Raw genomic sequence first — 20,205 nt, 5'->3', positions numbered from 1 at the left:
CGCGCCGGCGCCCTTTCGCCCGGCGCCGGCCTGCGGTATTGGTGGCTGAGATAATCGAGGGCGTTCCCCCTCCAAGAAGACTCCCCACCATGACGACCACGATCCAGCAGGCCGACCTGATCGAATCGATCAGCGCCGCGCTCCAGTACATCAGCTACTACCACCCCGCGGACTACATTGCCCATTTGGCCAAGGCCTACGAGCGCGAGCAGAGCCCCGCCGCCAAGGACGCCATTGCGCAGATCCTGACCAACAGCAAGATGAGCGCCACGGGCCACCGCCCGATCTGCCAGGACACCGGCATCGTCAACGTGTTCCTCAAGGTGGGCATGGACGTGCGCTGGGGCGGCTTCACCGGTTCGCTGGACGACGCCATCAACGAAGGCGTGCGCCGCGGCTACAACCACCCCGACAACACGCTGCGCGCCTCGGTCGTGGGCGACCCGCAGTTCGATCGCAAGAACACCAAGGACAACACGCCCGCGGTGATCTTCACCGAGATCGTGCCGGGCAACACCGTCGAGGTGACGGTGGCCGCCAAGGGCGGCGGCAGCGAGAACAAGAGCAAGCTGGTCATGCTGAACCCCGGCGACAGCGTGGTCGACTGGGTGCTCAAGACCGTGCCGACCATGGGCGCCGGCTGGTGTCCGCCGGGCATGCTGGGCATCGGCATCGGCGGCACGGCCGAGAAGGCCGCGCTGATGGCCAAGGAAAGCCTGATGGACGACCTGGACATGCACGAGCTGCAGGCCAAGGCCGCCTCGGGCGCCGAGCTCAGCAAGGTCGAGGCGCTGCGCCTCGAACTGTTCGAGAAGGTCAATGCCCTGGGCATCGGCGCGCAGGGCCTGGGCGGCCTGGCCACCGTGCTCGACGTCAAGATCCAGATGTACCCCACGCACGCGGCCAGCAAGCCCGTGGCGATGATCCCCAACTGCGCGGCCACGCGCCACGCGCACTTCGTGATGGACGGCAGCGGCCCGGTCTACCTCGATCCGCCGTCGCTGGACCTGTGGCCCGACGTGAACTGGGCGCCCGACGAAAAGAAGAGCAAGCGCGTCGATCTGAACAAGCTCACGCCCGCCGAAGTGGCCAGCTGGAAGCCGGGCGACACGATCCTGCTGAACGGCAAGATGCTCACCGGCCGCGATGCCGCGCACAAGCGCATCCAGGACATGCTGGCCAAGGGCGAGAAGCTGCCGGTCGATTTCACCAACCGCGTCATCTACTACGTCGGCCCGGTCGATCCGGTCGGCAACGAAGCCGTGGGCCCCGCCGGCCCGACCACCGCCACGCGCATGGACGGCTTCACCGAGATGATGCTGGCCGAAACCGGCCTGATCGCCATGATCGGCAAGGCCGAGCGCGGCCCGGTCGCCATCGAGGCGATCAAGAAGCACAAGAGCGCCTACCTCATGGCCGTGGGCGGCGCCGCCTACCTCGTGAGCAAGGCCATCAAGACCGCCAAGGTGGTGGGCTTCGAAGACCTGGGCATGGAAGCCATCTACGAATTCGACGTGGTCGACATGCCCGTGACGGTGGCGGTCGATGCCGGCGGCACCAGCGCGCACATCACCGGCCCGGCCGAGTGGCAAAAGCGCATCGCCAGCGGCGAGTTCAAGACCATTCCGCTGGAAGTCGCTTGAACCCGGTCGGCGTGTTCGACAGCGGCGTCGGGGGGCTGAGCACGCTCGCCGCGCTGCAGGCCGAGCTGCCGACGGAACGCTTCGTCTACTTCGCCGACACCGCGAACGCGCCGTATGGCGAGCGCGGCGACGCCTACGTCATCGCGCACTCGCGCCAGGTGGTCGAACACCTGCTGCGCGCGCACGACATCAAGGCGCTGGTGGTGGCCTGCAACACGGCCACCACGGCGGCGATCCACGTGCTGCGCGCCGAATTTCCCTCGCTGCCCATCGTGGGCCTGGAGCCGGCGCTCAAGCCCGCCGTGGCGACGAGCCGCACGGGCCACATCGCGGTGCTGGCCACGCGCGGCACGCTGGCCAGCGCCCGGTATGCAGCGCTGCGCGATTCCTTCGCAGGCGCGACGACCGTGCGGCCCGTGCCGTGCGACGGCCTCGTGAAGGCCATCGAAGGCTTTGACAGCGCCACCATCGCCGCGCTGTGCGAGCGCTACATGGCGCAAGCAGGCCCCTTCGGCGACGGGCTAGGCGAGGTCGACACCGTGGTGCTCGGTTGCACGCACTATCCGCTCGTGAAAGACGAACTGCAGCGCCACGCACCGCCGACGCTGCGCTTCATCGACACCGGCGCACCGGTCGCGCAGCAGACGCGCCGCGTGCTGACATCGCTCGGCCGGCTGGCCGACGACGGCAGCGAAGGCGGGTTGGTGCTCGAGAGCAGCGGCGACATGACGGTGCTCGAAGCCGCCGCGGCGCGCTGGTTGCCCGCGCGCGTGCAAGGCGCTTCGGTGCCGGCGGCGAACGCAGCCTGACATCCACTCACCAGCAAATGCGCGCCCTCTTCTTTCTGCGTCATGCACTGGTCCTGCTGGGCCTGGCCTCGGCCGCCGGCCTGAGCCACGCCGCCTGCGAAAGCGGGCTGGCCGAGCGCATGCACGCCAAGCTCTATCCGAAGCAGCCGCTCGACGAACGGTTGGCCGCCTGCAAGGTCTGGCCGGCGTTTCCCGGCCGCAGCATCGTGGTGCTGCCCATGCCGCGCGAGACCACGGACAAGGGCGCCAAGGTCTTCGACCTCGCGCTGCTGCTGATCCAGCGGCCCGACAACGGCAACACCGACCGCGACACGGTGATCGGGCGGATCTTCCTGCCCGAGGCGCTCGACGAAGACGCCACCACCTCGATCCAGGAAATCCGCGTCGACACCTCGCGCTACGTGCTGTCGCCCGACACGCGCGCCTTCGGCCTGCGCGTGCGTTACCGCGGCAACAGCACGACCTCGGGCCCGCAGGCCAGCGAGACCGTGCGCCTGTACGTGCAGCGCGGCAACAAGCTGCAGCAGGTGCTGCAGGAGATCGAGCTCGACCACGACAACGGCGGCTGGGACGCCACCTGCACCGGCCACTTCGAGAAGCTGCGCACCATGCTGTCAGTCGCCCGCACCACGAGCAACGGCTTTGCCGATCTGCAGTTGTCGCGCACGCTGGTGCAAAGCCGCGCGCAGGAACAGGAAGACCAGGGTTGCGTCGAGAAAGCGCTGCCCGCGAAGTTCAGCACCGTGACGCTGCGCTATGACGGCGAGCGCTTCAAGGTGCCCAAGTCGCTGCAGCAGGCGCCCTGAGGCACTGACCCGCCGCTATCGCGCAACAGCCTTGTCGTGCAGCGCAGCCCTGCGGCCGCGTTGCATGTCGATCGGCAGCAGCAACAACAGCCCGCCGATGAACAGCACGGCCGTCGAGAGGATCGCGATGCGCTGATTGCCGCCGGTGGCCCAGGTGATGGCGCCGAAGCTCAGCGGGCCGATGATGCTGGCCAGGCGCGTGGCGAAGGTCCAGAGCCCGAAGAACTCGGCGAGCTGCTGCGGCGGCGCAAGGTAGCCCGTCATCGCGCGCCCGGCCGACTGGCTCGAGCCCATTGCCAGCCCCGCGATGGCGGCGGCCCACCAGAAGCCGCCCTTGGTCGTGACCCATGCGGCGATCACGCACACCGCGATCCACGCGAGCAGCGTGGCGGCCAGCGACACCTTGTGGCCGATGCGGTCCTGCACGTAGCCGAAGCCGAAGGCGCCGAGCGCGGCCGCGATGTTGAGCACGAAGATCAGCACCATCGTCTCGCTCGCGACGAAGCCGATCACCTGCTCGGCGTAGATCGCGGCCAGCGTGATCGCGACCGCCACGCCGCCCTGGTAGCAGACGGTGCAGACCAGCAGCCACATGAAGTCACGGTAGGCGCGCGCCTGCTGGAAGGTGGTGCGCAATTGCCGCCAGGCGCTGTCCTGGCCGCGGCGGGCCTGGGGCACGGCGCGTTCGGGCAGCAGCGCGAAGGTAACGCAGGCGGCCACGCCATAGATCGCTGCCGTGATCAGCATCGTGACCGGCACGAAGTGCGCCGCCGGCAACCCGCGCGCCTGCGACCACAGCACGTATGCCAGGCACAACCCCAGCGCCAGCATGCCGCCGACATAGCCGAAGGCCCAGCCCCAGCCGCTCACCTTGCCCATGCCTTCGGCCGTTGCCAACTCGGGCAGGAAGGCGCCGGTCAGCGACTCGCCGTAGGAATAGAAAGCATTGGAGACGATCACCAGCGCCATTGCGAGCGCGACGCCCATCGCGCCGCCCGCGAAGCCCGGCGTGAGCGCCAGAGCCGCCGTGGCGAGCACGCAGCCTGTGGTCGTCATGACCAGCACGCGCTTCTTGGCGGCGCGCAGGTCGGCCCAGGCGCCGATGGCGGGCATCGTGAGCATCACGATGGCGTACGAGGTACTGAGGGCCACGGTCCACGCGAAGGTGGCCCATGGCGCACCCTTGGCGATGCCACCCACGAAGTAGGCGGCGAACACCGCCGTGATCACGACCGTGGTGTAGCCCGAGTTCGCGAAGTCGTACATCGTCCAGCCGAACACCTCGCGCTTGCGCACGCCGGGGCGCAACGCGGAGGCTGGGAACAGGGCCATGCGGCCTTGGGACCGGGCGGTAAGGGAAAGGTCAGTGCAGGTGGCGCGGACGACGGCCACCGCCGTGACCACCACCGCTGCCGCCGCCGGCCCCACCGGCACCGCGCGGACGCTTGCCGATTTCGAGCGAGTTCACGAGCGCGTCGAAACGGTCGCTGAAGAGGCGGTCGATCTCGGCGACCACACCGCCCAGCTCGGCGCCGTCGAAGTGGCGTTCCATGAGATTGACCACGTCTTCGACCAGCAGATCGCGCTGCACCTGCATGATCGCGGCCGGGTTGGGGCCCACGAACAGCATCAGGAAGTCGTCGCGCGATTCTTCGTCGGGATCACCCTCTTCCTCGTCGAAATCGGTGTCGTAGAAGGTGACTTCGATCGCGGCACCGCGTTCGGAGAGTTCGTTCAGGCCCATGCACATCTCGTCGAGCGCCTGGCGGAAGTCTTCGTCGCCCGGCACGGTCCAGCAGATCTGCAGCGTGTGGTCCTTCTGCTCGAAGCGGATGCCGGGTTCTTCTTCGTAGGTGCTGGTGGCACCGTCGGCCAGCGATTTGGCGCCTGCGTATTTCCAGAGCGGCCGCAGCGCCTCCTGGATCTGCTCGAAGCTCACGTCCGAGCGCAGCGGCACATCGCCATGCACATGGATCTCAAATGGAGCGTTGTAGCGAGGCATCAAATACTCCCTTGTAAATATGGTGGTACCCGGAACGGGGGTCGAACCCGTATGCCCCGATTAAGGAAGCGGCGGATTTTAAGTCCGATGTGTCTACCAATTTCACCATCCGGGCCTCGGGTTGAACATCGACGATAACCCAAATGAAACAAGCCCCGGCAACGTCGGTTGGCGGGGCTTGTGTATCGGAGCCGATCGGTCTTGACGAGAGGGTGGAGGCGCGACCCGGAGTCGAACCGGGCTAGACGGATTTGCAATCCGTTGCATAACCGCTTTGCTATCGCGCCACGCTGAATAACGAAATCGAACTGCGAAAAAAAGGGAAGCTGCTTGCTTCCCTTTTTCAAAACTGGAGCGGGAAAAGAGTCTCGAACTCTCGACCTCAACCTTGGCAAGGTTGCGCTCTACCAACTGAGCTATTCCCGCGTTTCGAGCCTCAAATTATATACCAGTTTTTTGAGGCTTCACAAGTTCTGCAATCAATCGATCAATGTTTGACCGAGCCTTCGACGGCCGGCGCCGCAGCACGCTGCTTGGCCAGTTCGGCCACCGCAGCAGCCGACGCGGCCACCTCTTCGTCGGACAGCGGCTCGGGCATTTTCTCGAGCGCGATCTCGAGCACCTTGTCGATCCACTTCACCGGCACGATCTCGAGGCCGTTCTTCACGTTCTCGGGAATGTCCTGCAGGTCCTTGGCGTTCTCTTCGGGGATCAGCACGGTCTTGATGCCGCCGCGCAATGCTGCCAGCAGCTTTTCCTTCAGGCCGCCGATGGCGGTGACTTCGCCGCGCAGCGTGATCTCGCCGGTCATCGCGACGTCGGCACGCACCGGGATGCCCGTGAGCGCCGACACGAAGGCCGTCGTCATCGCCGCGCCCGCGCTCGGGCCGTCCTTGGGCGTGGCGCCGTCGGGCACGTGGATGTGGATGTCACGCTTCTCGAACACCTCGTCCTTGATGCCCAAGCGGCGCGAGCGGCTGCGCACCACGGTGCGTGCGGCCTCGACCGATTCCTTCATCACGTCGCCGAGCGAACCCGTGCGGCTGATCACGCCCTTGCCGGGCATGGTCACGGCCTCGATCGTCAGCAGGTCGCCGCCGACTTCGGTCCACGCAAGGCCCACCACCTGGCCGACCTGGTTCTGCTTCTCGGCCAGGCCGAAGCTGTACTTGCGCACGCCGAGGAACTCGTTGAGGTTCTCGCCGTCGACCGTGACCTTGGGCGTCAGTTGCTTGAGCAGCAGGCCCTTCACCACCTTGCGGCAGATCTTGGAGAGCTCGCGCTCCAGCGAACGCACGCCGGCTTCACGCGTGTAGTAGCGCACGATGTCGCGCACGGCGGCTTCGGTGACGGCGAGCTCGTCGTCCTTCACGCCGTTGTTCTTCATCTGCTTGGGCAGCAGGTACTTGATCGCGATGTTGGTCTTCTCGTCCTCGGTGTAGCCCGAGAGGCGGATGACTTCCATGCGGTCCAGCAGCGCCGGCGGAATGTTCATCGAGTTCGAGGTGGCGACGAACATCACGTCGCTCAGGTCGAAGTCGACTTCCACGTAGTGGTCGCCGAAGGTGTGGTTCTGTTCGGGGTCGAGCACCTCGAGCAGCGCGCTCGACGGATCGCCGCGGAAGTCCGTGCCCAGCTTGTCGATTTCGTCGAGCAGGAACAGCGGGTTGCGCGTGCCGATCTTGCTCAGCCCCTGCAGCACCTTGCCCGGCAGCGCGCCGATGTAGGTGCGGCGGTGGCCGCGAATCTCGGCTTCGTCGCGCATGCCGCCCAGCGCCATGCGGGTGTACTTGCGGCCGGTCGCCTTCGCGATCGACTGCCCCAGCGAGGTCTTGCCGACACCCGGCGGGCCCACGAGGCACAGGATGGGTGCCTTCACCTTGTCGACGCGTTGCTGCACCGCGAGGTATTCAAGGATGCGGTCTTTGACCTTCTCGAGGCCGTAGTGGTCGGCGTTGAGCACGGCCTCGGCATTGGCCAGGTCGTGCTTGATCTTGGTCTTCTTGCTCCACGGCAGGCTGATGAGCACGTCGATGTAGTTGCGCACCACCGTGGCTTCGGCCGACATGGGCGACATGAGCTTGAGCTTCTTGAGCTCGCCCTCGGCCTTCTTCAGGCCTTCCTTGGACATCTTGGCGAGCTTGATCTTCTTCTCGATCTCCTCGATGTCCGCGCCCTCTTCGCCTTCGCCGAGCTCCTTCTGGATGGCCTTGACCTGCTCGTTGAGGTAGAAGTCGCGCTGGTTCTTCTCCATCTGGCGCTTCACGCGGCCACGGATCTTCTTGTCGACGTTCAGGATGTCGACTTCGCGCTCGAGCTGGCCGAACAGGTTTTCCAGGCGCGCCTTGACGTCGTCCAAGTCGAGCACGGCCTGCTTGTTGTCCAGCTTGAGCGGCAGGTGGGCGGCGATGGTGTCGGCCAGGCGGCCGGCGTCGTCGATGCTCGAGATCGAGGTGAGGATCTCGGGCGGGATCTTCTTGTTCAGTTTGACGTACTGGTCGAACTGCTGCATCACCGCGCGGCGCAGCGCCTCGACCTCGGTGCCCTTCTCGCCGCCTTCGGGCGCCTCGACGGGCGTCACGTTGGCCGAGAAGTGCGTCTCGCCGTCATCGATGCGGTTCACGCGGGCGCGCTGCTGGCCTTCGACCAGCACCTTCACGGTGCCGTCGGGCAGCTTGAGCATCTGCAGGATGGTCGAGACGCAGCCGACCTCGAACATGTCCTCGACCGAGGGCTCGTCCTTGGCGGCGGCCTTCTGGGCCACCAGCATGATGCGGCGCTCGGCCTCCATCGCCAGCTCGAGCGCCTTGATGCTCTTCGGGCGACCCACGAAGAGCGGGATCACCATGTGGGGAAACACCACGACGTCCCGCAGCGGCAGCAGCGGCAGGTCGAGGGCTTCGGGGGGCAATGGGGTATGACCAGACATGAGCGTCCTTGTCCTTTAGGCCTTTTTCGCCGTTTCGCGGTACACGAGCAGCGGGGGCTTGTTTTCGTCGATGGTCGATTCCTCGACCACCACCTTGTCGACATTGGTCGCGTTCGGCAATTCGAACATGGTGTCGATCAGCGACTGTTCAAGGATCGAGCGCAGGCCGCGCGCACCGGTCTTGCGGGCCAGCGCCTTGCGTGCGATCGCCTTGAGCGCCGCGGGACGGATTTCGAGGTCCACGCCCTCCATCTGCAGCAGCTTGGTGAACTGCTTCACCACCGCATTCTTGGGCTCGGTCAGGATCTGCACCAGCGCGTCTTCGCTCAGTTCGGCCAGCGAGGCGACCACGGGCATGCGGCCCACGAGTTCGGGGATCAGGCCGAACTTGATCAGGTCTTCGGGCTCGACTTCGCGGAACACCTCGGTGATGCTGCGCTGGGCCTTGCTCTTCACTGCGGCGCCGAAGCCGATACCCGAGGCCTCGGTACGGTTTTCGATGACCTTCTCCAGGCCCGCAAAGGCGCCGCCGCAGATGAACAGGATGTTGGTCGTGTCGATCTGCAGGAAGTCCTGGTTCGGGTGCTTGCGCCCGCCCTGGGGCGGCACGCTGGCCATGGTGCCTTCGATGAGCTTGAGCAGCGCCTGCTGCACGCCCTCGCCCGACACGTCGCGGGTGATCGAGGGGTTGTCGGACTTGCGCGAGATCTTGTCGATTTCGTCGATGTAGACGATGCCGCGCTGGGCGCGCTCGACCTCGTAGTTGCAGCTTTGCAGCAGCTTCTGGATGATGTTCTCGACGTCTTCGCCCACGTAGCCGGCTTCGGTCAGCGTGGTGGCGTCGGCCATCACGAAGGGCACGTCGAGCATGCGCGCGAGCGTTTGCGCCAGGAGCGTCTTGCCCGAACCCGTGGGGCCGATCAAGAGGATGTTGCTCTTGCTGAGCTCGACCTCGTCGCCCTTGGTGTTCTTTTCCTTGTGGCGCAGGCGCTTGTAGTGGTTGTAGACCGCCACCGACAGCATGCGCTTGGCCGGCTCCTGGCCGATCACGTAGTTGTCGAGGTTGGTCTTGATCTCCAGCGGCGTGGGCAGGTCGCTGCGCGCGTCGCGCGCTTCCTCACCGGCCGGCAGCTCGTCACGGATGATCTCGTTGCACAGGTCGATGCATTCGTCGCAGATGAAGACCGAAGGGCCCGCGATCAGCTTCTTGACCTCATGCTGGCTCTTGCCGCAGAACGAGCAATAAAGCGTTTTTTCGCTGGAGGTGCCTTTTTTTTCGGCCATGGACTTTTGCCTCGTGACAGGGTATGGACAATGATAACTAAACAAAAACGGCGTTTCCCGTGTGGGAAACGCCGTTTTTGCCTTTTGGGCGCCCGAGGCGCCGGGCGGCATTAACCGCGCTGGGAGACGACCTGGTCGACCAGGCCGTAATCCTTGGCCTCGTCGGCGGTCAGGAAATAGTCGCGCTCGGTGTCCGACTTGACCTTTTCCAGCGGCTGGCCAGTGCGTTCGGCCAGGATGCGGTTCATCTGGTCCTTGGTGCGCAGGATGTCGCGCGCATGGATCTCGATGTCGGTGGCCTGGCCGCGTGCGCCGCCCAGCACCTGGTGGATCATGATCTTCGAGTTGGGCAGCGAGAAACGCTTGCCCTTCTCGCCGGCCGCCAGCAGGAAGGCGCCCATGCTGGCCGCGAAGCCCAGGCACATGGTCGACACCGACGGCTTGATGAACTGCATCGTGTCGTAGATCGCCATGCCGGCGCTCACGCTGCCGCCCGGGGAGTTGATGTAGAACGAAATGTCCTTGTCCGGGTTCTCGCTCTCGAGGAACAGCAGCTGGGCCACCACGAGGTTGGCGGTCTGGTCGTTGACCTCGCCCACCAGGAAGATGATGCGTTCCTTGAGGAGACGCGAGTAGATGTCATACGACCGCTCGCCGCGGCCCGACTGCTCGACGACCATCGGGATCATGCCGAGGCCTTGAATTTCCTGTGCGCTCATGAATTTGCTCTCCGGAAAATGGATTCGTTCGCTCTGATTGAACTGTACGCCTGAGTGAAATGGGGCTCGTGCCGCAAAGCACAAGCCCCATCGGCGTTGCTGCATGCAGCGACGGAAACCAGCTTACTGCTGCTGCGCCATCAGTTCGTCGAACGACACCGACTTTTCGTTGACCTTGGCCTTGCCCAGCACGAAGTCGGTCACGTTGTTCTCGATGACCACGGCTTCGACTTCCGCCAGGCGGTTGTTGTCGCTGAAGTACCAGCGCACGACGTCTTGCGGCTTCTCGTAGCTGGCGGCCAGCTCGTCGATGTGGGCCTTGATCTGCTCGGGCTTGGCCTGCAGGTTGTTGGCACGCACCAGCTCGGCCACGACCAGGCCCAGGCGCACGCGGCGCTCGGCTTGCGGGCGGAACACTTCCTCGGGGATCGGGGCCTTGTCGGCGTCCTTGATGCCGCGCTGCTTGAGCTCGGCGCGGGCGCCGTCGATCATGCGGGCGACTTCCGACTGCACGCTGGCGTTGGGCAGGTCGAGTTCGGCGTTGGCCACCAGGGCGTCCATCACGGCGTTCTTGTTGCGGGCCAGCAGGCGGAACTTCACTTCGCGCTCGAGGTTGCGCTTGATGTCGGCGCGCAGGCCTTCCACGGTGGCTTCGGCGATGCCGAGCGACTTGGCCAGCTGCTCGTTGACTTCGGGCAGGTGTGAAGCTTCGATCTTCTTCACGGTGACCATGAAGTCGGCTTGCTTGCCGGCCACGTCCTTGCCGTGGTAATCGGCCGGGAACGACAGCGGGAAGGTGCGGCTGTCGCCGGACTTCATGCCGCGCACGGCGTCTTCGAATTCCTTGAGCATCTGGCCTTCGCCGACGACGAACTGGAAGTCTTCGGCCTTGCCGCCCTGGAAGGGTTCGCCGTCGATCTTGCCTTCGAAGTCGACCGTCACGCGGTCGTTGTCTTCGGCCACGGCGTCTTGGGCGCGCTGGGCGAAGGTGCGGCGCTGCTTGCGCAGGATGTCCAGGGTCTTGTCGATGGCTTCGTCGCCGACTTCGGCCGACAGCTTCTCGACTTCAGCGCCCGACAGGTCATTGATCTTGACTTCGGGGAACACTTCGAAGACCGCGTCGAAGGCGAGCTGGCCTTCGGGCGACTCTTCCTTCTCGGTGATGCGGGGCTGGCCGGCGACGCGCAGCTTGGCTTCGTTGGCGGCTTGCGAGAAGGCCTCGCCGACCTTGTCGTTCATGACTTCGTAGTGCACCGAGTAGCCGTAGCGCTGGGCCACGACGTTCATCGGCACCTTGCCGGGACGGAAGCCGTCCATCTTGACGGTGCGCGCGAGCTTCTTGAGGCGCGAATCGACTTCGTTCTGGATGGTGCCGACCGGCAGGGTCAGCGTGATCTTGCGTTCGAGCTTCTCGAGAGTTTCAACGTTCACGGTCATGGTGTCTTCCTTGTGAGGGGTGTGGCTGGTGCGCGGGGCCGGACTCGAACCGGCACGTTCTTGCGAACGTCAGGACCTAAACCTGGTGCGTCTACCAATTTCGCCACCCGCGCGATGCCAAATTTCAGGTGAATGCAAAGGCGGACGGCCTCGGCGCTGCGGAAAACCGCTGGCCCAAGACCGTCCGCCTGAAATCGGTCAACCGCGCATTTTAAACGCAAGAATGGGGGCCTTCCGGCTTCCCCCTTTGGGGGATTTCACCCACTCTCGCGCAAGGGATACGGGCCGCACGACAACGGCCCGTGAAAAGCGCCTTTTCAGGCAGCAGCGGTTTGCGGCTCCCGCTTGATTCGGAAGGCCGCGGCGTACATGGCCGGCAGCGCCAGCAGCGTCAGCACGGTGGCCACGATCAGGCCGCCCATGATGGCCACGGCCATCGGCCCCCAGAACACGCTGCGCGACAGCGGGATCATCGCCAGCACCGCCGCCGCGGCGGTCAGCACGATGGGGCGCAGGCGCCGCACGGCCGATTCGACGATCGCGTCCCAGGCCGGCACGCCGGCGGCGCGGTCGAGCTCGATCTGGTCGATCAGGATCACGGCGTTGCGCTGGATCATGCCCATCAGCGCGATCACGCCGAGCAGCGCCACGAAGCCGAAAGGCCGGTTCAGCAGCAGCAGCGCGGCAGCCACGCCGGCGATGCCCATCGGGCCGGTGATGAACACCAGCAGCGAGCGGCTGAAGCTGTGCAGCTGCAGCATCAGCAGCGTGAACACCAGGAACAGCATGATCGGCACGCCCGCCACGATCGAGGCCGAGCCCTTGGAGCTTTCCTCCACGGCGCCCGCCACCTCGATGCGGTAGCCACCCTGCCCGGCCGCATGCCAGCCGGCTTCCAGCTCGCGCAGTTTCGGCAGCAGTTGCTCGGTCACGGTGGCGCCCTGCAGGCCTTCCACCACGTCGCCCTGCACGGTGATCGCGTAGTCGCGGTTCTCGCGCCACATCACGCCGGGCTCCCAGGTGAACACCGGACGGGCGATCTGCGTGAGCGGGATCGAACGGCCCGTGGTCGTCGGGATGTAGGCGTTGCCGATGTCCGAGATGGCCTCGCGCTCGTCGGCCGACTGGCGCAGCACGATGTCGATCAGCAGGTCGTTCTCGCGGTACTGGCCGACCGTGGTGCCGCTGAACATGGTGCGCGAAGCCTGGGCGATGGCCTGGCTGGTCACGCCGAGCGCACGCGCCTTGGCCTGGTCGATCTCGAGGCGGATCACCTTGACCGATTCGTTCCAGTTGTCGTTCACGCCGCGCATGTTGGGGCTTTCGCGCAGCACGGCCTTCACCTCGTCGGCGCGGGCGCGCAGCTGGGCGGGCTCGGTGCCGATCACGCGGAACTGCACCGGGTACGGCACCGGCGGGCCGTTGGGCAGCAGCTTGACACGGCCGCGCACCTCGGGAAATTCCTCGGCCAGCAAGGCGGGCAGGCGCAGGCGCAGCGTTTCGCGCACCTTCAGGTCCTTGGCCAGCACGATGAGCTGCGACACGTTGGTCTGCGGAAACACCTGGTCCAGCGGCAGGTAGAAGCGCGGCACGCCGGAACCGATCCAGGTGCTGACGGTCTTCACGCCCTCTTCCTTCATCACGCGCTGCTCGACGCGCCTGGCCACCTCTTCGTTGGCGGCGAACGAGGTGCCTTCGGGGAACCAGATGTCCACCATGATCTCGGGCCGGCTCGAATCGGGGAAAAACTGCTGCTGCACCTTGCCCATGCCGACGATGCCCAGCGCGAAGATCAGCACGGTGGCGCCGATGGTCAGCCAGCGGTGCTGCACGCACCAGTTCACGGCGCGGCGGAAGCTGTTGTAGAACGGCGTGTCGAACAGCTCGTGCGGCGGCGCGTCGGGGTCGTGCGGCTTCACCTTGAGCAGCAGCGTGCCCAGGTACGGCACAAAGTACACCGACACGACCCACGACAGCACCAGCGCAATCACCGTCACCGCGAAGATCGCGAAGGTGTACTCGCCCGTCACCGACTTGGCGATGCCGATCGGCAAAAAGCCCGCCGCCGTGATGAGCGTGCCCGTGAGCATCGGCTTGGCCGTGACGTCGTAGGCGAAGGTGGCGGCGCGGACCTTGTCGTAGCCCTCTTCCATCTTCCGCACCATCATTTCCACGGCAATGATCGCGTCGTCCACCAGGAGGCCCAGCGCGATGATCAGCGACCCCAGCGATATCTTGTGCAGCCCGATGCCGAAGTAGTTCATGGCCAGGAAGGTCACGGCCAGCACCAGCGGAATGGTGATGGCCACCACCAGCCCCGGGCGCATGTCGATGTACCAGCCGAAACGCCCGCCCTTGTGCAGGCCGAGCGCGATGATGCTCACGGCCAGCACGATGGCCACGGCCTCGATGAGCACGCCGACGAATTCGTTGACCGAGCTGGCCACCGACACCGGCTGGTCCTGCACCTGCGCCAGCTTCACGCCGGCCGGCAGGCGCTGGTCGATGGTGGCGGTGGTGGCCTTGAGCGCCTTGCCCAGCGCGATGATGTCGCCGCCCTTGGCCATCGACACACCGAGCGCGATCACTTCCTTGCCCTGGTGGTGCACCTTGACGGCCGGCGGATCGACATACCCGCGGCGGATCTCGGCGATGTCGCCGAGCTTGATCTGGTTGCCCGAGCTGCCGCGGATCGGCATCTCGCGCAGCTGCTCCACGCTGGTGAACTGGCCGCCCACGCGCACCTGCACCACATCCAGCGGCGACTGGATCGTGCCGGCGCTTTCAACCGCGTTCTGCGAGCCGAGCTGGGCCAGCACGGCATTGAAGTCGAGCCCCAGCTGGGCCAGGCGCTTCTGCGAGATCTCGATGAAAACCTTCTCGTCCTGCACGCCGAACTGGTCGACCTTGGCCACGTCCTTCACGCGCAGCAATTGCTGGCGCACGTCGTCGGCCAGCGTCTTGAGCTCGGCGTAGCTGAAGCCCTCGCTTTCCAGCGCGTAGATCACGCCGTAGACGTCGCCGAAGTCGTCATTGAAGAACGGCCCCTGCACACCTGCGGGCAAGGTGCCGCGCATGTCGCCGATCTTCTTGCGCACCGTGTACCAGACGTTGGCCACCTCGGCGGCCTTCGACGAATCCTTGATCTGGAAAATGATCTGCGACTCGCCCGGCTTCGAATAGCTGCGGATCTTGTCGGCGTACGGCGCTTCCTGCAGCGTGCGCTCCAGCTTGTCGGTGACCTGCTCGGCCACCTGCTGCGCGGTGGCGCCCGGCCAGTAGGTGCGCACCACCATCGCACGGAAGGTGAACGGCGGGTCTTCGTCCTGGCCGAGCTGGAAGTACGCGAAGGCGCCCAGCACCATCAGCACCACCATCAGGTAGCGCGTGAGGGGCGCGTGGTCCAGCGCCCATTTGGAAAGATTGAAGCCGGGCGACTTGTACTCGGACGCCGGAGTTGTCGCAGGGGTTGCGGGGGTCGCTGGGCCTTCCGTCATTTGGCGGCACCCGTTGCGATCTCCTTCTTCGTCGCGGCCACGGCCTCGACGGCCTGCTGCTTCGCCTGCGCCTGTTGCTGGCCATTGGCGGCGGCCGCCATGGCCTCCTTCGACTGGTAGATGGTGACCTTCTGCCCCGGCGACAGCACGTGCACGCCCGCGGCCACGACCATCATTCCGGTCGACAGGCCCGATCCGATCACCGCTTCATTGCCGTCGGCCGTGACCACCTGCACCGGCTGCGAGCGCACGGTCATGCTGTTCTTGTCGAGCACCCAGACCGCCGAGCCCTTGCCTTCCTGGCGCAGCGCGCTGGTCGGCAGCTTGATCACCGCGACGTCGGTGCGGGCCAGCGCCTGCGGCCGGGCATAGACGGTGGCGCCGAGCGCCGGCGAGGTCGCGGCGTCGATCGACACCTTGACCGAGTAGGTGCGCGTGACCGCGTCGGCACTGGCCGCCACCTCGCGCACCTGGCCCTGCAGCACCTCGCCGCCGGACCAGCCGCGCACCGCGACCGGCGAGCCGGGCTTGATCAGCGCGGCGCGGTCTTCAGGCACCGCGAACACCACGTCGCGCGCGCCGTCCTGGGCGATGCGCACGACCGGCGTGCCGGCCTGCACCACCTGGCCCGGCTCGGCCTCGATGGCCGTGATGATGCCTGCCACGTCGGCCACCAGCGTCGTGTAGCTGGCCTGGTTGCCTTGCGAGGCCAGTTGCGCCTGCGCCTGTTCGAGCTGGGCCTGCGCGGCCTTCCAGGTGGTTTCGCGGCGTTCCAGTTCGGCGCCGCTGATGAAGTTCTGCGATCGCAGTTCGGTGTAGCGCTTGAGGTCGGCGGCTGCCAGATCGCGGTTGGTCAGCGCGGCGGCCTGCTGGGCGCGGGCGGCCTCGGCAGCCAGGCGGTAGTCCTGCGGATCGAGCTGGGCCAAGACCTGGCCGGCCTGCACGTGCTGGCCGAGCTCGGCCTGGCGGCGGATGATCTTGCCCGCCACCCGGAAGCCCAGGCGCGATTCGACCCGGGCCCGCACCTCGGCCGAGAACTCGGGCTGGGCGTCGTAGTCGCTGGTGCCGACGGTCACGAACTTGACCGCCCTCACGGGCTCCTGGGCAGGCGGTTTCGGCGAACAGCCGGCCAGAAAGATGGCGGGAAGCAGCAGCCAGGCGGCGCTGCGGGCACGGAGTGAGGCGGCGGAGGCGGTCATGAGACACCCAAGAAGAAAGGAACCGGGCCATTAATGACCCACCGGTTAGTAATCTAGGGTAAACGTTAAACAGTGTCAATGACCCGCGGGTCAGTTGACCATGTCGACAGCAATGTCTGCGCTAGGTTCTCTGCCCCATTTCGACCAGCCGGTTATCAGGAAGCTCGAAGTAATCGGATGCCCGGCCCGCGTTGCGCTGCAGCCAGCCGAACAGCACCCGTCGCACCGGGTTCATGCCCGGCAGGTTCTCCTCGCCCACCGAGGCGCGGGAGACGAAGTACGAGGTCTTCATCGAGTCGATGGCCAGGGTCTTCTGGTACGCCAGGATGCGGATGAACTCGGGCACGTCGGCGCGCTCCATGAAGCCGTGCCGCGCGGTGACCACCCAGATGCCGTCCATCAGCTGCTCGGCCTCGATGCGCAGGCGCGCGTCCACGCGCGGCGTGTCGCACGAGAGCACGCGCAGCACGATCACCTGCTCGTGCAGCACCTGGTTGTGCTTGAGGTTGTGCAGCAGCGCGTGGGGCACCGCCGTGGCGTCGGGATTCAGGAACACGGCCGTGCCGCTCACCCGGTGCGGCATGTTCAGCGCCAGCGAATCGACGAAGGGGCGCAGCGGCAGGCTGTCGGCCGCCGCCGCCTCCAGGCCCAGGCGCCGGCCCTTGGCCCAGGTGGTGAACAGCACCATCACCCCGGCCGCCACCGCCAGCGTGAGCCAGCCGCCCTCGGCCACCTTCAGGCTGTTGGACACCACGAAGGTCAGGTCGACCGCCGCGAAGGCCGCCACGCCGACCGCCACCGCCACCTTGTTCCAGCGCCACAGGCCCCAGGCCACGATGCCGGCCAGCAATGTGGTCGTCACCATCGTGATCGACACCGCGATGCCGTACGCCGCCGACAGCGCGCCCGAACTGCGGAAGCCCAGCACCAGCAGCAGCACGCCGACCATCAGCAACCAGTTGACGGCTGGCACGTAGATCTGCCCGATGGCCGTGCCCGAGGTCTGCACCACGCGCATGCGCGGCAGGTAGCCCATGCGCATCGCCTGCGCGGTGAGCGAGAAGGCGCCCGAGATCACCGCCTGCGACGCGATCACCGTGGCCATGGCCGCGAGCACCACCATCGGCAGCACGCCCCACGAGGGAAAGAGCCGGAAGAACGGGTTGTCGATGGACGCCGGGTTCGCCAGCACCAGCGCGCCCTGTCCGAAGTAGTTGAGCACCAGCCCCGGCAGCGCGATGAAGAGCCACGCGAGACGGATCGGCCTGGCGCCGAAGTGCCCCATGTCGGCATACAGCGCCTCGCCTCCCGTGAACGCCAGGAACACCGCGCCCAGCACGGCCAGCGACTGCGCCCGGTGCTCGACCAGAAAGCCCACCGCCCGGCGCGGGTCGAGCGCCGCCAGCACCTGCGGCTGCTGCAGCACCTGCCACAGCCCCGCCACGCCCAGCACCAGGAACCACAGCAGCATCACCGGCCCGAAGATCTTGCCGACCACGCCGGTGCCCTTCTTCTGCACCATGAACAGCCCGACAAGGATCGCCAGCGTGATCGGGATCACCACCCGTTGCAGCACCGGCGCCTGCACCTCCAGGCCCTCGACCGCCGACAGCACCGAGATCGCCGGCGTGATGAGGCTGTCGCCGTAGAACATGGCCGCGCCCACCAGGCCCAGGACCCCGATCCCGCGCCACACCCAGGGCCGGGTCTTCGGGCCGGAAACGGCGTTGCGCGCCAGCGCCTGCAGCGCCAGGATGCCACCCTCGCCGTCGTGGTCGGCGCGCAGCACGAACACCACGTACTTGAGCGTCACCACGAACATCAGGCCCCAGAAGATCAGCGAGAGCAGGCCCAGCACCGCGTCGGGCGAGAACGGCACGCCGTGCTCGGGATTCATCGTTTCCTTGAAGGCGTACAGCGGCGAAGTGCCGATGTCGCCGAAGACGACGCCCAGCGCCGCGATCATCAAACCGGGCCCGGCCGCGTGTGCCGTGTCGCCCGAAGCGGGAAGCGAAGTCCCGGAAGCCGCGGCAGTTGCTTTCATCGTCATGGGCGAAAGAGAGATGGAAAGTGGCGACGCCACGAGCATAGTGCCCGGACATGACGTCGCCGACAATCGTGGCGTGTCCGCCACTCCCCCCCATGCCGCCGCGCCGGCCCATTACGAAAACTTCCCCGTGGCCTCGTGGCTGTGCCCGCCGCACCTGCGCCCGCCCATCGCCGCGATCTACCACTTCGCGCGCACCGCCGACGACATCGCCGACGAGGGCGACGCCTCGCCCGATGCGCGCCTGGCCGAGCTGCGCGCCTACCGAGAGGAACTGGCCGCCGCCGCACGCGGCGAAGCGCTGCCCGACTCGCGCTGGCCCCATGTGTTCGGCCCGCTGGCCTGGGCCATCACCGAGTACCGCCTGCCCGAAGACCTGCTCGCCGACCTGCTCAGCGCCTTCATGCAGGACATCGAGAAGACCCGCGACCGCGGCACCTACGCCGACCGCGCCGAGCTGCTCGACTACTGCCGCCGCTCCGCCAACCCGGTCGGCCGCCTGCTGCTGCACCTGTACGGCGTGACCGATGCGCAGGCGCTGGCCCAGAGCGACGCCATCTGCAGCGCACTGCAGCTCATCAACTTCTGGCAGGACCCGAGCGTCGACCTGCCGCGCGGGCGCTTCTACTTTCCGCGCACCGACTGCGCCCGGCGCGGGCTGACCTCGGAGCATTTCAAGGTCTTCGCGCCGCTGTCTTCCGCGCCACCGCCGCAGGAAGCTATCAATCTGATAGCGGTGGTGGCCTTCTGGGCGCGCGAGCTCATGACCGAGGGCGCCCCGCTCGTGCACCGCCTGCCGGGCCGCGTGGGCTGGGAGCTGCGCCTGGTCGTGCAGGGCGGCCTGCGCATCCTCGACAAGATCGAGGACCTGGGCTTCGACACCTTCACGCAGCGCCCCACCGTCGGCAAGGCCGACGCGCCCGTGCTGCTCTGGAAGGCATGGCGGATGCGGAGACAATCACGGCCCATGAAAGCAGCGCCTCCCCGATGAATCCCGAGCAATACGTGCAAGACAAGGCCGCCGCTTCGGGCAGCAGTTTCTATTACGCCTTCCTGTTCCTGCCCAAGCCGCGGCGCGCCGCGATCACGGCTTTTTATGCCTTCTGCCGCGAAGTCGACGACGTGGTGGACGAGGTCTCCGACCCCGGCGTGGCCGCCACCAAGCTCGCCTGGTGGCGCACCGAGGTCGCCCAGGCTTTTGCCGGCACGCCGCGCCACCCGGTCATGCAGGCGCTCATGCCGCATGCCGCCACCTACGGCATCGAGGCGCGCCAGCTCAACGAAGTGATCGACGGCTGCCAGATGGACCTGGACCAGACCCGCTACCTCGACTTCCCCGGCCTCGCGCGCTACTGCCACCTGGTGGCCGGTGTGGTCGGCGAGGTCGCGGCACGCATCTTCGGCCAGACCGATCCGCAGACCACCGCCTACGCCCACAAGCTCGGCCTGGCGCTGCAGCTGACCAACATCCTGCGCGACGTCGGCGAAGACGCGCTGCGCGGTCGCATCTACCTGCCCGTCAACGAGCTGCAGCAGTTCGACGTGAAGGCGCACGAGATCCTGAACCGCGTGCACTCCGACCGTTTTGTCGCGCTCATGAAGTTCCAGGCCCAGCGCGCCCACGCCGCCTACGACGAAGCGCTGGCCCTGCTGCCGCAGGCCGACCGCCGCACGCAGAAGCCCGGCCTGATGATGGCCAGCATCTACCGCACGCTGCTGCGCGAGATCGAGCGCGACGACTTCCAGGTGTTGAACCAGCGCATCAGCCTGACGCCGGTGCGCAAGTTCTGGCTGGCCTGGAAAGTCCAGGCGCTGGGCCGGATATGACGCCCC

Annotated in this window: 14 protein-coding genes and 4 tRNA genes; 5 read left to right on the top strand and 13 right to left on the bottom strand. The window is 66.5% G+C overall.

The features are described 5' to 3' along the window. Positions 1–89 precede the first annotated feature (89 nt). From AC07O4_RS13085 to AC07O4_RS13075, 3 genes are read left to right on the top strand one after another with little or no spacing between them, the layout of a single operon-like run. Positions 90–1,643 carry a fumarate hydratase gene (locus AC07O4_RS13085; RefSeq protein ID WP_495304750.1) on the top strand — a complete coding sequence of 518 codons (1,554 nt, stop codon included), beginning with the start codon at positions 90–92 and terminating at the stop codon, positions 1,641–1,643. Continuing rightward, positions 1,640–2,452: a glutamate racemase gene (gene murI, locus AC07O4_RS13080; RefSeq protein ID WP_495304749.1), complete on the top strand. Its 813-nt coding sequence runs from the start codon at positions 1,640–1,642 to the stop codon at positions 2,450–2,452. Before AC07O4_RS13085 ends, murI begins: the two co-directional genes overlap by 4 nt. Positions 2,453–2,469: 17 nt before the next feature. Continuing rightward, entirely contained in the window at positions 2,470–3,258 is a 789-nt protein-coding gene (locus tag AC07O4_RS13075; protein WP_492742193.1) for a PA3715 family protein, read from the top strand. A 15-nt stretch (positions 3,259–3,273) separates the two neighbouring features. Here AC07O4_RS13075 and AC07O4_RS13070 read toward each other — a convergent pair whose 3' ends face one another. The 13 genes from AC07O4_RS13070 to AC07O4_RS13010 all read right to left on the bottom strand — a co-directional run bounded on the left by AC07O4_RS13070 (position 3,274) and on the right by AC07O4_RS13010 (position 18,369). After that, entirely contained in the window at positions 3,274–4,590 is a 1,317-nt protein-coding gene (locus AC07O4_RS13070; RefSeq protein ID WP_492742191.1) for an MFS transporter, read from the bottom strand. 31 nt (positions 4,591–4,621) lie between these two features. Beyond that, a complete protein-coding gene (locus AC07O4_RS13065) occupies positions 4,622–5,260 on the bottom strand; it encodes a DUF6806 family protein (RefSeq protein WP_095745079.1) in 639 nt (212 codons plus the stop codon). 23 nt (positions 5,261–5,283) lie between these two features. Next, positions 5,284–5,375, bottom strand: a tRNA-Leu gene (locus AC07O4_RS13060). 98 nt (positions 5,376–5,473) lie between these two features. Continuing rightward, positions 5,474–5,547: transfer RNA gene (locus AC07O4_RS13055), tRNA-Cys, on the bottom strand. A gap of 63 nt (positions 5,548–5,610) precedes the next feature. After that, positions 5,611–5,686: transfer RNA gene (locus AC07O4_RS13050), tRNA-Gly, on the bottom strand. 61 nt (positions 5,687–5,747) lie between these two features. Further along, complete coding sequence (gene lon, locus AC07O4_RS13045; protein ID WP_062475837.1) at positions 5,748–8,189, bottom strand: endopeptidase La; 2,442 nt, start codon at positions 8,187–8,189, stop codon at positions 5,748–5,750. Positions 8,190–8,204: 15 nt separating this feature from the next. Beyond that, entirely contained in the window at positions 8,205–9,473 is a 1,269-nt protein-coding gene (gene clpX / locus AC07O4_RS13040; protein ID WP_062475840.1) for an ATP-dependent Clp protease ATP-binding subunit ClpX, read from the bottom strand. Between the two features lie 110 nt (positions 9,474–9,583). Then, the gene (gene clpP, locus AC07O4_RS13035; RefSeq protein WP_062475843.1) at positions 9,584–10,192 is read right to left on the bottom strand and encodes an ATP-dependent Clp endopeptidase proteolytic subunit ClpP; all 609 of its coding nucleotides are present in this window, start codon (positions 10,190–10,192) and stop codon (positions 9,584–9,586) included. A 123-nt stretch (positions 10,193–10,315) separates the two neighbouring features. Further along, positions 10,316–11,629, bottom strand: coding sequence for a trigger factor (gene tig, locus AC07O4_RS13030; RefSeq protein ID WP_070060465.1), 1,314 nt, complete (start codon positions 11,627–11,629; stop codon positions 10,316–10,318). Between the two features lie 26 nt (positions 11,630–11,655). Further along, positions 11,656–11,742 (bottom strand) — tRNA-Leu (locus AC07O4_RS13025). A gap of 204 nt (positions 11,743–11,946) precedes the next feature. After that, entirely contained in the window at positions 11,947–15,126 is a 3,180-nt protein-coding gene (locus tag AC07O4_RS13020; protein ID WP_495304748.1) for an efflux RND transporter permease subunit, read from the bottom strand. After that, positions 15,123–16,325: an efflux RND transporter periplasmic adaptor subunit gene (locus tag AC07O4_RS13015; protein WP_495304747.1), complete on the bottom strand. Its 1,203-nt coding sequence runs from the start codon at positions 16,323–16,325 to the stop codon at positions 15,123–15,125. The genes AC07O4_RS13020 and AC07O4_RS13015 overlap by 4 nt, the downstream gene beginning before the upstream one ends. Positions 16,326–16,446: 121 nt before the next feature. Beyond that, on the bottom strand, positions 16,447–18,369 hold the full coding sequence (locus tag AC07O4_RS13010) for a potassium transporter Kup (RefSeq protein WP_495304746.1): 1,923 nt from the start codon (positions 18,367–18,369) through the stop codon (positions 16,447–16,449). 19 nt (positions 18,370–18,388) lie between these two features. Between AC07O4_RS13010 and hpnC the strand changes: the two genes are divergently transcribed. Beyond that, entirely contained in the window at positions 18,389–19,363 is a 975-nt protein-coding gene (gene hpnC / locus AC07O4_RS13005) for a squalene synthase HpnC (protein WP_495304745.1), read from the top strand. Then, on the top strand, positions 19,360–20,199 hold the full coding sequence (gene hpnD / locus AC07O4_RS13000) for a presqualene diphosphate synthase HpnD (protein ID WP_495304744.1): 840 nt from the start codon (positions 19,360–19,362) through the stop codon (positions 20,197–20,199). The genes hpnC and hpnD overlap by 4 nt, the downstream gene beginning before the upstream one ends. The last annotated feature ends 6 nt before the right edge of the window (positions 20,200–20,205 follow it).

It is taken from the genome of Variovorax sp. GW821-FHT09D04 (assembly GCF_059416405.1).
The sequence above is the reverse complement of the archived record's forward strand: the minus strand, read 5'-3'. Positions and strand labels throughout refer to the sequence as shown.

What these genes read in the sequence shown, in the direction of transcription:
- AC07O4_RS13065 (WP_095745079.1), bottom strand. Translation starts at nt 5,260, where the DNA reads ATGCCTCGCTACAACGCTCCATTTGAGATCCATGTGCATGGCGATGTG.
- lon (WP_062475837.1), bottom strand. Translation starts at nt 8,189, where the DNA reads ATGTCTGGTCATACCCCATTGCCCCCCGAAGCCCTCGACCTGCCGCTG.
- AC07O4_RS13020 (WP_495304748.1), bottom strand. Translation starts at nt 15,126, where the DNA reads ATGACGGAAGGCCCAGCGACCCCCGCAACCCCTGCGACAACTCCGGCG.
- AC07O4_RS13085 (WP_495304750.1), top strand. Translation starts at nt 90, where the DNA reads ATGACGACCACGATCCAGCAGGCCGACCTGATCGAATCGATCAGCGCC.
- tig (WP_070060465.1), bottom strand. Translation starts at nt 11,629, where the DNA reads ATGACCGTGAACGTTGAAACTCTCGAGAAGCTCGAACGCAAGATCACG.
- hpnD (WP_495304744.1), top strand. Translation starts at nt 19,360, where the DNA reads ATGAATCCCGAGCAATACGTGCAAGACAAGGCCGCCGCTTCGGGCAGC.
- clpP (WP_062475843.1), bottom strand. Translation starts at nt 10,192, where the DNA reads ATGAGCGCACAGGAAATTCAAGGCCTCGGCATGATCCCGATGGTCGTC.
- AC07O4_RS13070 (WP_492742191.1), bottom strand. Translation starts at nt 4,590, where the DNA reads ATGGCCCTGTTCCCAGCCTCCGCGTTGCGCCCCGGCGTGCGCAAGCGC.
- AC07O4_RS13010 (WP_495304746.1), bottom strand. Translation starts at nt 18,369, where the DNA reads ATGAAAGCAACTGCCGCGGCTTCCGGGACTTCGCTTCCCGCTTCGGGC.
- AC07O4_RS13015 (WP_495304747.1), bottom strand. Translation starts at nt 16,325, where the DNA reads ATGACCGCCTCCGCCGCCTCACTCCGTGCCCGCAGCGCCGCCTGGCTG.
- hpnC (WP_495304745.1), top strand. Translation starts at nt 18,389, where the DNA reads ATGGAAAGTGGCGACGCCACGAGCATAGTGCCCGGACATGACGTCGCC.
- clpX (WP_062475840.1), bottom strand. Translation starts at nt 9,473, where the DNA reads ATGGCCGAAAAAAAAGGCACCTCCAGCGAAAAAACGCTTTATTGCTCG.
- AC07O4_RS13075 (WP_492742193.1), top strand. Translation starts at nt 2,470, where the DNA reads ATGCGCGCCCTCTTCTTTCTGCGTCATGCACTGGTCCTGCTGGGCCTG.